General features: G+C 68.5%; 8 protein-coding genes. 4 read left to right on the forward strand and 4 right to left on the reverse strand.

The window, feature by feature from the left end:
- Positions 1-28 precede the first annotated feature (28 nt).
- Together ACFTSF_RS28090 and ACFTSF_RS28095 are read right to left on the reverse strand one after the other, a co-directional pair.
- The gene (locus ACFTSF_RS28090) at positions 29-1,549 is read right to left on the reverse strand and encodes a fibronectin type III domain-containing protein (RefSeq protein ID WP_344150433.1); all 1,521 of its coding nucleotides are present in this window, start codon (positions 1,547-1,549) and stop codon (positions 29-31) included.
- Between the two features lie 156 nt (positions 1,550-1,705).
- On the reverse strand, positions 1,706-3,907 hold the full coding sequence (locus ACFTSF_RS28095) for a LamG-like jellyroll fold domain-containing protein (RefSeq protein WP_380156978.1): 2,202 nt from the start codon (positions 3,905-3,907) through the stop codon (positions 1,706-1,708).
- Between the two features lie 144 nt (positions 3,908-4,051).
- Between ACFTSF_RS28095 and ACFTSF_RS28100 the strand changes: the two genes are divergently transcribed.
- Together ACFTSF_RS28100 and ACFTSF_RS28105 are read left to right on the forward strand one after the other, a co-directional pair.
- Positions 4,052-5,677: a Wzz/FepE/Etk N-terminal domain-containing protein gene (locus ACFTSF_RS28100; protein WP_344150437.1), complete on the forward strand. Its 1,626-nt coding sequence runs from the start codon at positions 4,052-4,054 to the stop codon at positions 5,675-5,677.
- A 7-nt stretch (positions 5,678-5,684) separates the two neighbouring features.
- Positions 5,685-7,031, forward strand: a complete 1,347-nt coding sequence (locus tag ACFTSF_RS28105; protein ID WP_380156980.1) for an O-antigen ligase family protein — start codon at positions 5,685-5,687, stop codon at positions 7,029-7,031.
- Between the two features lie 9 nt (positions 7,032-7,040).
- Here the strand turns inward: ACFTSF_RS28105 and ACFTSF_RS28110 are convergent, their stop codons facing one another.
- Both ACFTSF_RS28110 and uxaC read right to left on the reverse strand, forming a co-directional pair.
- A complete protein-coding gene (locus ACFTSF_RS28110) occupies positions 7,041-8,591 on the reverse strand; it encodes a right-handed parallel beta-helix repeat-containing protein (protein ID WP_380156982.1) in 1,551 nt (516 codons plus the stop codon).
- A gap of 51 nt (positions 8,592-8,642) precedes the next feature.
- On the reverse strand, positions 8,643-10,049 hold the full coding sequence (gene uxaC, locus ACFTSF_RS28115; RefSeq protein ID WP_380156984.1) for a glucuronate isomerase: 1,407 nt from the start codon (positions 10,047-10,049) through the stop codon (positions 8,643-8,645).
- A 161-nt stretch (positions 10,050-10,210) separates the two neighbouring features.
- Here uxaC and ACFTSF_RS28120 point away from each other — a divergent pair, with 161 nt between their 5' ends.
- Both ACFTSF_RS28120 and ACFTSF_RS28125 read left to right on the forward strand, forming a co-directional pair.
- A complete protein-coding gene (locus ACFTSF_RS28120) occupies positions 10,211-11,212 on the forward strand; it encodes a LacI family DNA-binding transcriptional regulator (protein ID WP_380156985.1) in 1,002 nt (333 codons plus the stop codon).
- Between the two features lie 11 nt (positions 11,213-11,223).
- Positions 11,224-12,603 (forward strand): mannitol dehydrogenase family protein, encoded by a 1,380-nt coding sequence (locus ACFTSF_RS28125; RefSeq protein ID WP_380156987.1) that lies wholly within the window; start codon positions 11,224-11,226, stop codon positions 12,601-12,603.
- The last annotated feature ends 166 nt before the right edge of the window (positions 12,604-12,769 follow it).

Raw genomic sequence — 12,769 nt, forward strand, 5'->3', positions numbered from 1 at the left:
GCCGCCCGTGCGGGCAGCCCCCATGGTTCTACTGGACCTTGACGGTCGCTGTCGAGCTCTTGACGGTATTCCGGTCGTCGGTGACCTCGATCCGGTAGCCGACCGTCTGGCCGGACTTCACCCCGGTGTCGGTCACCGTGTAGGACTTCCGCTTGTCCCAGTAGTACGAGTTGTACTTGTAGGACCCGATCCTGGTGTTACCGCGGAAGACGTTGTACGTCAGCGTGATGTTGTCGAGGTCGTAGACATCGGTGAACTTGATGGTGACCTTGGCCCGGCCCGCCGTCAGGCCAGGAGCCTTCGGTACGGCGGGATACGCGCCACCCGGCGCACTGCTGAACCGGGTGAGTCCTTGCTGGGGCTTTCCGGCGACATGCAGAAAGTCGCCACCGGCCCACAGACCGGTGCTGTCACCGGCGAACGCCAGCGGGCCGACCTTCGTGGTGCTGTTCTGGTCGGCGTCGGTGTTCGGGAACCAGGGGCCGATCTTGCCGTTGGCAACACTCTGGACCAGCAGGAAGTGCGTGCCGGTGCCGTCGCCGAACGAGCCGTCCTGGCTGCAGTCGTGAGCGTGCGAGCCCTTGTAGAGCCAGCCGTCGATCGCCTTCAGCGCCTCGTTCGCGCCCAGGCAGTTGCTCTGCCAGAGCATCTTGCCGGTGGTGGCGTCGGCCGCGATGATCCCGTCGTAACAGCCAGGCCCGTCACCGCCGTTGCCGATGAAGACCCGGTTGCCGAGGGTGTCGATGGCCTTGACCCGGGTGGTGCAGTTCCAGGTCGGTTCCGGGATCCCGGCCGCGGCGGGGAACGCGAGCGCGGCCCCCGTCGTACTGTTCACCATTGCTACCGAGTAGTGATCGCGGCTGTTGATCGTGGTGAACGGTCCGCCGATGAACACCCGGGTGCCGTTGTCGGAGGTGGCGATCGCGTACACGTCGTCGTCCGCGTTCGGGTTCCACTTGAGCAGTGCGCCCGTGCTGAGCGTGACAGCGCCGACCCGGTTGCGGACCTGGCCGTCGATCTTGGTGAACGCGCCGCCGATGAAGACGCTGTTGCCGTAGACGGCCAGGGTCTTCACCCGGGCCGCGACAACCGGGTCCCACGACGCGGCGAGCTGGCCGGTGGCCACGCTGAACAGAGCGACCTTGCTGCGCTTCACGCCGTTCACCGTGGTGAAGTCGCCGCCGAGCACGACCCACTTGCCGTCGGGGCTGGTCGCGATGCTGTAGACCGCACCGTTCAGCTTCGGGGCGAAGGTGGTCGGGGCGCCGGTGGTCTTGTTGAAGGCGGCAACGTACGTGCGGACCGACTCCCGCTGGCCCTTGGCCGCGCCCGGCGGGCGGATCCTGGTGAAGAGACCACCGGCGTACACGGTGTTGCCCGCGATCGCCAGCGCGTTCACGCTGCTGTTCGTCTGCCAGGCCGTCTGCTTGACCGCGGAGACCGCGGAGCCGAAGCCCTTCGACGCAGCCTCGACCGGTGCACCGGACGGGATCAGCGCCGCGGCGACGACGGCCGCCGCGGTGACGAGGGCCAGAACTAGCTTCTTCATCAAGTTCCTTTGACTGGGCGGGGGATCAGTCGGCGGCGCGTGCCGCACGACGCACCAGCTGCGGACACTAGCGCCGTGGGCGGTCGGCTGGGAACCGACCCCCCACCACGTTATGACTTTGTGCTACAACTCCCCGACGGAATGCTCCCAGAGTGTTTATCGGGCATCGTAGTGGCCCTGCACCTGGACCGGACTCAGGGCGTAGGGGTAGACGGCCGCCTCGTCGATGCCGAGACCGGTCTGGGTGGCCCCGCCGCCCGTCCACGTGCTCGTGTTGTCGTACCCGATCCGCCACCAGCCGTAGTACAGGGCCGCCGTACCGGTGCTGGTGCTGCCGACCAGGACTCCGTCGACGTACAGCTTCAGCAGACCGTTGTCGAAGGTGCCGGCCACGTGGTGCCACTGGTTGTCGTTCTTGCCCGACGGGCTGGTCACGGTCCGCTGGGCGCCGTCGTTGACACCGAACAGGATCGCGCCGTTCGAGCGCATGTAGAGCATCCGGTCGCCGCCACCGGCGCTGTTGCCGGTCTTGGAGCTGCCGAAGCCGATGATGCGGCCGCCGCGTGTCGAGCTCTGCTTGACCCAGGCCTCGACAGTGAACTGCTGCGGCATGCTGTACGCCTTCTCGCCGACCATGCGGCCGCTGGTCGTGCTGGTGGACGCAGCGGTGTTCCCGGCAATCGCACCGGCCGCGCCGAGCGACATACCGGTGAAGGTGCCGTTGTTGCTCTGACTGGACGAGTCGACCGAGGTCGTCGTACCGGCGGGCTCGCCGAGCCGCCAGTACGCCTGCGGGCCGTCAGAGCCGATGATCTGGTCGTACGCCGTCGACTTCGCGCTCGCCACTGTCACCGCGTCGGAGTAGTTGCCGCGCAGTGTCGTCGTACCGTCGCTGACCTCGACCCGGTAGTTGGTGGACTCACCTGGGGTCACGGCGGTGTCGGTGTAGTGCAGCCAGGGGCGGTCCCACGGCGTCGACTTGGCGGTCCAGGTCGCGATGGTGGTGTTGCTGAAGCCCTTGAGCAGGCGGTAGGTCAGCGTGCTGTCGTCGTTGTCGACCACGGTCGGGAAGTGGATCTGCACGACACCCGGCTCGACGCTGTACGGCGTGAGCTTGGCCGGCTTCGCCGGTGCGGCCCCCGGACTCGCGTTCGTGAAGCGAGTGAGCCCCTGCTGGGCGACGCCGTTCGAGGTGGTGAAGTCGCCGCCGACCCACAGGTCGCTGCCGCCTGTCGCAAACGCCAGCGGTCCGACCTCGGTGGGCGGACCGGCGTTGGTGTTCGGGAACCACGGGCCGAGTGCTCCGTCGGTCAGCTTCTGGCTGAGCAGGAAGCGGTAGCCGAAGCCCTGCGGGAAGCCGCCGGCTCCCTGGTTCGCGCAGTCGTGGGCGTGCGAGCCCTTGTACAGCCAGCCGTTCACGACCTTGACCGCCTCGGTCGCGCCCAGGCACTGGTTCTTCCACTTCAGTGCGTTGGTCGCGATGTCGGCCGCCCAGGTGCCGTCGAAGCAGCCGCCGCCGTCACCACCGTTCCCGAAGTAGACGGTGTCGCCACTGGCGTCGATCGACTTCACGCGGGTGGTGCAGGACCCATTCGGCGGCGGTACGGCGGACGCCCCGGGGAAGGGGAGTACCGCGCCGGTCGCAGGGTCGAGGCTGGCCACGGTGTTCTGGCTGGTGCCGTTGACCTGACTGAACTGGCCTCCGGCGTACACCTTGGAGCCGTCGTCGGCCGCATCGACGGCGTACACGTCACCGTTGACGTTGGGGGCGAATGGCAGCAGCGCCCCGGTATCCGCGGCCACTGCGGCGAGGCGAGGCCGGTCCTGGCCGTTCACGAGGCCGAACGAACCACCGAAGTACACGGTGTTGCCGGAGACGGCGATCGTCTTGACCCGGTAGGACACGCTCGGCTTCCAGCTCGCGACCAGCGTGCCGGTGGCGGTGTCGAAGGCGGCGATCCGGTTCCGCGTGACGCCGTCGACCGTGGTGAAATCACCGCCGACGAAGATCCGGGAACCGTCCGCGGTCGCAGCGACGGCGTACACCTGGTCGTTGAGGACCGGGGCGAACGAGCTGACCAGCGCGCCCGTGCCCTGGTCGAACGCGGCCAGATAGGCCTGCGCGACCTCACTGGTCCCAGCGGCAGCACCTGGCGGCCGGACGCTGGTGAAGCGGCCTCCGGCGTACGCCTTGCCAGCGGCGACGGTCAGACCCTGCACACTGGCATTGGTCTGCCAGACCGGGCTGTCGGTGGCCGACAACGAGGCCTCGGTGCTCTGCGCCGCCGGCGCGTAGATCAGCGTTGCGGCGACCAATGCTGTAGCGGCTGCGATCGACGCAACGAACCATCTCTTCATGCTGCGATGTCCCCCTCGGACATAACCGGTCCCTCACGCGCCCCCGCGACCTTGGGCAAGAGAGTAGGGCACTCAGCGAGACCGACTCGCCACGCCTTGCCGTCGTAGCTATCCTGAGGCGCTGGTCGACGGAATGAGGTAGGGATGGAACCGGGCACTGTGGTCTGGCGGGAGACCGCTCAGTCACTGCTACGGCAGAAGTGGCTGATCATGGCCTGCATCGTGCTCGGTCTGATCGGGGCATCGGTTTTCGCGCTGTCCCAGACCCAGCGCTGGACGGCCTCCAGCCAGCTCGTCATCGGCCCGGCGGTACCGCCGGCCCTGGTCGGGAAGCTGCCGAGCAGCACCGACAAGACCGGTCCGCTCGGTATGGACCTGCCGGCCGAGACCCAGGCGCGGGTGATGGCCAGTCCGCGGTTGCTGCGCACGGTCGCCGAGTCGCTGGGGCTGCCGACGTCCGACCAGACCATTCAGGACCTCGCTGCGGTGACTCGGGTGAAGGCAGTCACCGACAACGCGTACCTCGTGACGACCGACGGGCCGACCGCGGCTCAGGCGGTTCAGCGCGCGAACGCGATCGCGACGACGTACTTGAAGCAACGCAACGACGCCGCGAAGGCGCTGCTGACCACACTGGCCAGCCAGGCGCAGGACCGTGCGAAGACGGCGACTGCCCAGTCGCGGTCGCTGGTCAGCCAGATCGACGAGGCTGTTCAGCGCGGCGACACCCAGACCGCGAGCCAGTTGCGCGACCAGCGTGTCGGGCTGGCCACCGAGGCCCGGCAGGCGGCCGACGATGCGGCGGCCATGCGGAAGGCGCTGACCGGTGTTGGCGCCGGGAGCGAGCTGGTCACTCCGGCCACGACCGACACCGCCTCCTCGTCACCGATGGTCGCGCGCGACATCCTGGTCGGCGGAATCCTCGGGCTGGTGCTCGGGTTCGGTCTGGCACTGCTTCGGTCGCACCTGACGCCGTACATCCTGACTCGCGACCAGGCGGCCCGCGCCTCGAGCTCGCCGGTGATCGCGGCCTCCGAGGGCAACCGGCGGCGGTTCTGGCACCGGTCCGCGCCCGAGCTCCCGCAGTACGAGATCACTGCGCTGGGCGCCGAGGCGAGCGGCGCGCTGGCTCGTCGCGAGCTGAACCCGCGCAGTTTCGGCGGTGGCGGTGCGGGCGCGCTGCTCGTCGTCTCGGCATCCACCAGCCCGAACGCGGCCGGTATCGCGCTCGCGATGGCCGAGGCGAACGCCCGCGACGGCCGCGAGACGCTGCTCGTCCTGGCCGACGTGGAGGGTACGCCGGTTCTTCCGCACGTGACAGGTCATGAGGGCCTGACCGACCTCGTCGTCGAGCCGGCCGCGACCCGCGCGATCCGCGCCCGCAAGCTCTTCCGCCCCGGCACGGTCGCCGACCTGTACGTCCTGCCGCCCGGCCTGAACCACGAGGAGACCGCCTCCGCGGTCGGCCCGTCGCTGGTACCCGGCATCATCGCCGACCTCCCGCCGGGCTACTCGGTCGTCATCCACGGCCCGGCTGCGGTCGGCCGGCACGGCATCTCGCCGCTCGCTGCCGCCGTCGAGGCCTCCGTCCTCGTGGTCCAGGTCGGCCACGACAAGGAGATGGACGTCGCCCGCCTCACCGCGGCTCTCCATTACGCCGGTGCTCCGGTGCTCGGCGTCGTACTGATCGGCGCCTCCGACCACGACGAGACTCTCGGCATCCCGCTCAACTACACGCCGACCGAATCTCCCACCCCCCACATCCGCTGACTGCGCCATGCAATCAGGCGCAGAGCTGTTCCGTCGGGGAGCGGAGTATCGAGTCGGCCACGGCTGGGCGCCGCGGCGGGACCGGCTGGCCCAGGCGGTCCCGGGCACGGTCGAAACGCCGTCGGAGAAGCCGGCCTGGTTCTGGCTGGCGCTGTGGTGCTTGTTCGTGCTCGGCGTGCAGCCGTGGTCGTCACGGGTCGCTGCGCCCCAGGGGACGACGGGTTCCACCAACAGCGTGATGAAGGGGCTGCTGCTCGGTGCGATCTTCCTGATCGCTCTGGCTGCCACGAAGCCTGGCTTCCGGACCCGCGTCAATCCGACCGGCACTCTCTACGTGCTGTACGTCATGTTCGCGACCGCGACGGCGTTCCTGCTGGCTGAGCCGCTGGGACCGTTGACCCGGTTGGCGCGGTTCCTGATCGGCCTTGTGCTGGTGTTCCTGCTGTGGCGTCCGCTCGTGCAGGTGCCGGAGCGGCTCGTCCGCGCGCATTTCTGGGCGCACATCCTGCTGGCAATCACAGTCGTCCTGAGCCTGGCGTATGCGCCAAGCCAGGCGTGGCGACCCCTGAGCTCCTTCGGCACCGGCTATCGCCTGCAGGGCGTCATCATCCCGATGCTGCCGCCCCGAGTCGGCGAGGTCGGCGCCATCCTGCTCGGCTTGGCGCTGATCGGCTTCATCTGCAAGAAGCTGTCCCTCGTACCGTCGGGAGCCTTGATCGGTCTCGGCGTCATCCTCATCGCCGCCAGCCGCACTCGCACGTCCGCCGCGGCAATCGCCTTCGGCCTGGTACTCGCCCTGCTGCTCACCCGCAAGACCTGGTTCGGTCGGTTGGCAACCCTCGGCGTACCGGCTCTGCTCGGTCTGGCCTTCCTGATGATCGGGTCGCTACACACCTGGCTGCTGCGCGGCCAGGGCACCCGCCAGATCAGCTCCCTGAGCGGCCGCACCACGAGCTGGCAGGCGGTGCTCGATGAGAAGGTCTCCGTCCAGACCGCGATCATCGGCCACGGCCTCGGCAACAAACGCGTGCTGCTGCGACGCGGCGAAGGCGATATCGACGTCATGGCCATCGACAACAGCTGGCTAGGCCTGTACTGGGAAACCGGCCTGCTCGCGGTCATCATCGTCGCCCTGGCCGTCATCCTCGCCTGGATCGCCGTCCTACGCGCACCCACGCCGTACATCCGGGCGTGCGGTGCCCTCCTCATGGGTTACGTGAGTGCTGCGTCATTGAACGAGAGCGGCCTATCCGACCTCTCCTCAATGACGGTTCACCTCCTGGTCGCCGCCGCCATCTGCGACGCCGACCGAATCCGCCACCGCTCCAAACGCCCAACCCCAGCCACCCGCTGAGCCGATGGGTTAGCTGGCGACGGAGTCTTGGTCGAAGCCGGCTTCTTGCCATTGGGGCCAGGTGAGGGATTTGCCGCGGTAGGCGAAGCGGGTGCTGCCGGGCAGCCGGTAGCTGTTGCGGCGAAAGGTGATGGCACCGGACGTCGTGGGGGAGCCCTTGTTCTCAACCACACCGGTGCTCGACCCGGCATCGTTCAGCACGATCAGGTTGCCCTCGACGACCACATCACTGAGCACATACCGCCCACGCGGACCCTCACCGCGAGTACGGGATTGAATCGAGATCCCGTTCCGGTTGTCCTTCACCAGGTTCCCGCGAACCTGAACACCGGCAGACGTGTTCACGTTGATCCCACCGCCGTCCCACAGACTCCCACCGGACCCCCGACCGGTGCCAAACCCGTTGCCCTCAACAACGTTCTTCTCAATCACGCCCGCATAGCTGATCTCGTACCGGATCCCGTCAGCCGCATTGTCCCGGATCCGGTTCGCACTGATCCGCCGGTCGTACTCGGCGATATCACTCCACAGCCCGACCCCGCGATTCCCGATGATGTCGTTCCCGGAAACCTCGCCCGACGACCGCGTCGACTTGATCCCGCCCGACTCCCAGTCCGCGATCCAGAACCCATCGGTGTTGTTCCGAGTCACCAGGTTCGCGGTGACCCGTGCGTCCGCCGACTTGTACTGCCCAAGCCCGAGCTGCCCGTTGTCGGCGATCGTGTTCCGACTCACCTGCGCCCCATCGGCCTCGATCAGCATCACGCCGACCGCATGGTTCCACCGAACCTCGTTCCCAGTGATGCGCCAGCCCCGACCAGCCTCCAGCGCCCCGCCCTGCGGTCGCGACGCGAAACGCTCGATCGTCAACCCAGTCACAGTGACCCGCTCCGCGCGACCCGTGAACGCGGCCGTCGTCCGCGACATCTCAACCTCGTGCCCACTCGGGTCATCGCCGACGTACACCGCATTGGCCGCATAGTCGCCAAAGAAGCTCCCCGGCTTCACCTCGCCCAAGCTCATCACCCGCGTCAGATGCTTGCCGTCCACGAACAACTGCTCCCCGCGCTGACAAGGATTAGCCCGGTTGTCCTCACACTGCCCCTTGAGCGGATACGCCGCCGGCAACACCCCGCGCACCACCCAACGATTGCCATCGCGCACCCAACCGGTCAGCGCCCTCGACCCCGTCAGCACGACCTCCGGCCCACCACCGAACCGGTCGCCGTCCCGCGGCACGATCGGCGTGCCGATCCGGTGCAACCCCTTCGCGAAGCAGTACGCCGTACCAGCCGGGTGCCCGTCGATCACCTGCTGCGGATCCGCGCCAACCGCAATCTCCACCCCGCTGCAAGCCTTCGCCGTACGAGGCCCCGTCGGCCCAAGCACAGCGGCCGCCGCCGCGGGTGGCTCCGTCGGAACGGTCACCGTCGTCGTCACCGGACCGGCCTTCCCGGACCCATCGTCGCCGCTCGTGCATCCACTGAGCAGCAACGCGAACCCGGCCGCGACAGCTGCCCATTGAAGGGGGACGCCGCCCACGATGACCCGACGCCTCATCCACCGTTCCTTCCAGCCCACCCAGCCGTACAGATCTGGTGGAGACTACAGCTACCTCAGGTACGTGTCCCGCGCGAGGTTGTAGGCCAGGTCCTGCGCGACCTCGAACGCGTCTTCCTCGTCCAGCCGATGCTGCACGACCAGGTCGGCCAGATAGCCCGCGTCGATCCGTCTGGCGAGGTCGTGCCGCGCCGGAATCGACAGGTACGCACGGGTGTCGTCCACGAAGCCCGACGTGTTGTAGAAGCCGGCCGTCTCTGTCACCAGCTCCCTGAACCGCCGCATCCCACCAGGACTGTCCAGGAACCACCAAGGCGCTCCGAGCCGGACCGCCGGATACACACCGGCCAGCGGCGCGAGCTCCCGCGAGTACGTCGTCTCGTCGACGGTGAACAGCACGATCCGGAAGCCCTCCGCATGCCCGAACCGCTCAAGCAGCGGCCGCAGCGAGCGGGTGAACTCGGTCGTGACCGGGATGTCGTGCCCCTGGTCTGGCCCGTACGTCGCGTGGATCGCCGGATCGTGGTCCCGCAGCACGCCCGGGTGCAACTGCATGACCAGCCCGTCCTCAGCCGACATCACCGCCGACTGGAACAGCATGTGCCCGGCGAACGCCGCCGCATCCTCGGTCGACACCTGACCCTTGAGCGCGTCGGCGTAGATCCGCTCGGCCTCCGCGTCGGACAGCGGTGTCGCCGCCGCGCTGAAATGCCCGTGGTCGGTCGCCTTCGCTCCCGCCTGCACGAACACCTGCCGCCGCTTCCGGATCGCCGCCAGATAACCGCCGTACGTCGAGGTGTCGACCTCGGCGAGCTGCCCGAGCTGCTCAGCCAGGTAGCTCCAGCCGGGCCGATCGAGGTGAACCACCGCATCCGGCCGGAAGGTCGGGATCACCCGGCCGGGCAGCTCCGCCTCGAGCTGTGCATGGAGGGCGAGGTCATCGGTCGCGGCATCGGTCGTGGAGAGCAGCTCGATCCGGAACCGGTCGAGCAACGCCCGCGGCCGGAAGTCGGGCTCGGCGATCCGCGCCGAGATCTGGTCGTACAGCTCGTCGGCCGTCTCGGGCGATGGGTGGACCGTCAGCCCGAGCACCTCGGCAAATTCGTGCTCCAGCCAGTACCGGCTAGGCGTCCCGCGGAACAGGTGCCAGTGCGCGCAGAACTCCCGCCAGACGTCACGCGGGTCGGCAGTCCGCGCGCCGTTGCGGCGGGGGAGGCCCAGCCGATCCGGCGAGACTCCTTGGGAGACAAGCATCCGGGTGACGTAGTGGTCCGGGATCACCAGCAACTCGGCCGGGTTGCCGAACGGCTCGTCGGCCGCGAACAGGCTGATGTCGACGTGCCCGTGCAGGCAGAGCAGCGGCAGATCCTTCGTCGACGCGTGGATCCGGCGCGCCAGGTCGCGTGACTCCCCGGCCGGCAAGGCGCGATCGGGATGGGGTTGCAGGGCCTTGGGCATGAGGACCTCCGAAATGTTCGGCTGCGACGCTTGACTGCGGCGAGTACTGAAAAGGATTGCAGTCCTTTGTCAGCGAGGCAAATCGGCGTGTCGCATGGTCGATTTGACAGTCGATTGCAACGGATTGCAGACTGATCGCATTCCGGCCGGAGGAGGTGGCGATGCCCGCGACGATTCGTGACGTGGCACTGCTCGCCGGCGTGTCTCCGTCGACCGTGTCCCGCGCGCTCTCGGTGCCGGACATGGTGAATGTGGACACCCGCGCCCGGGTGGCCATCGCCGTCGAGCGGCTCCACTACCACCCGAACCGGGCTGCCCGCGGACTCATCACCGGCCGCACCGGGAATGTGGGCCTCGTCGTCCCCGACGTCGCCAACCCGTTCTTCGCCAGCGTGGTCAAAGGTGTCCAGGCCCGGGCCCGCCGTGACGACATCGCGGTCTTCGTCGCCGACACCGACGAGGAGCCCGCGGTCGAGGCAGGCCTGATCCGGGCGTTGGCCAAGCAGGTCGACGGTCTGGTCCTCTGCTCACCCCGCTCGAGCGCCGAAGACCTCGCCGCGATCGCCGAGGAGACCAACGTCGTGCTGATCAACCGGGGCGTCATGGGCGTCACCGGCATCAGATTCGACGACGAGGACGCGATGCGGCAGGCGCTGGCGCACCTCGTCGCACTCGGCCATCGCCGGATCGCCTGGGTGGCCGGCCCGGAGGCCTCCTGGTCGAATCAGCACCGCACGGTCGGTCTGCGCGCCGCCGCCACGGCCCGCGATGTCGAGCTGATCGAGGTCGGGAACTTCGCGCCCACCTACGAGGGCGGTGTCGCCGCAGCGGATCAGGTCGTCGCCACCGAGGCGACCGCCGTCGTCACCTACAACGACCTGATCGCGATCGGCCTGCTGTCCCGCCTGCACGCCCGCGGAATCTCGGTACCGGACGACCTCAGCGTGCTCGGCGTCGACGACATCGAGATGTCCCGGATGGCCATCCCGGCGCTCAGCACGATCCGCCTGCCACAACAACGCGCAGGCCAGATCGCCGTCGAGACGCTAATCGGGCTGATCACGATGCCGGAGGCCGTGCCACCGCTCGTGCGGAGCAACGCACTGACCGGCGAACTGATCGTCCGCAACTCCACCGGCCCGGCGCCGTCCCCCAAAGGCTGAAAGAGGTCACCGTGAACAGGTTGAGTCTCGCCCACCTGCCCGTCGCCCCCGCCGTCGATCCGCGGTCCCTCTCGGTCGGTGTCGTACACCTCGGCCTCGGTGCCTTCCACCGCGCCCACCAGGCCGTGATCACCGAGCGAGCGGCCGCGCTGACCGGCGACACCCGCTGGGGCATCAGCGGCGTGAGCCAGCGCTCAGCCACCGTCCGCGAACAGCTCGCCCCCCAGGACGGCCTGTACTCCGTTCTAGAGCGTGGCGCCGGCGATCCGACAGTCCAGGTCATCGGGAGCATCCGTGAGGTGCTCACCGCGCCTGAGGGCCCCGAGGCGGTCGTGGCCCGGATCGCCGACCCGGCGGTCTCGGTCGTGACGCTGACGGTGACCGAGAAGGGCTACCGCGCCAAGAACGGCGCACTCGACCTGGACGACCCAGAGATCCAAGCCGACCTCACCGGCCGCCCCCCACGCACCGTCGTCGGCCAACTGGCCGCCGCGCTGGCCCGGCGCAACGACCCGCTGACGATCGTCTCCTGTGACAACTTGGTTGCCAACGGCCCCTTCCTCCGCCGGCTGGTCGCCGAGTACTTCGAAGCACTCGGCAAGGTGCCCGACGTGTTCGAAGCATCCCGCTTCCCCGCGAGCATGGTCGACCGCATCGTCCCCGCCACCACCGACGCCGACCGCGACGAGGCCGCCCGCCTGCTCGGCGTACGAGACGAAGCGGTTGTGGTCGCGGAACCGTTTCTGCAGTGGATCATCGAGGACGACTTCGCCGGCCCTCGCCCCGCGTGGGAGCAGGCGGGCGCAGTCCTCACTGCTGACGTAGCCCCCTGGGAGCAAGCCAAGCTCCGCATCCTCAACGCCACCCACTCAATGCTCGCCTACCTCGGTGCCCTCCGCGGCTACGAAACCATCGCCGAAGCAGTCCGCGACGAAGAACTCGCCGCCCTGGCCCACACCCTCATCACCGAGGACGTCATCCCCACCCTCACCCCACCCGACGGCCTAGACCTCCCGTCGTACGGCGCCACCGTGCTGGAGCGCTTCGCCAACCCAGCCCTCAAACACCGCACCACCCAGGTAGCCATGGACGGTTCCGTAAAACTCCCCGTCCGCCTCCTAGGCACAGTAGAAGACCGCCTAACAGCCGGCGCCGAACCCACCACCCTGGCCCTAGCCGTAGCCGCCTGGATGGTCTACGCCAAAACCGCCCCCACCCTCGACGACCCCCAAGCCCCCCTCCTCACCAAAGCCCTAACCAACGCCACCACCCCCACCGCAATCGTCGACACCCTCCTGGCCATCAACACCATCTTCACCCCCACCCTCGCCACCTCCACCCCCTTCCGAGACCTCCTAATCACCCACGTAACCACCCTGACCCGCCCCTAACCCACCCAGCCAGCTGTGTCCGAACGCCCCGCCGCACCACCTGCGGCCGGGCACGTACCCGCTGGCTGGCCGCCGCTGCGGCCGGCTTACAGATGGAGGGGTGGCTGGCCGGGTCTATGGCTGAGCCGCTTGGCGAGCCCGGCGACCGAGGTGCACGCCGCCTGGG

Origin of the sequence: Kribbella sp. NPDC056951 (assembly GCF_042674205.1) — a bacterium.
Classification (GTDB): domain Bacteria; phylum Actinomycetota; class Actinomycetes; order Propionibacteriales; family Kribbellaceae; genus Kribbella; species Kribbella yunnanensis.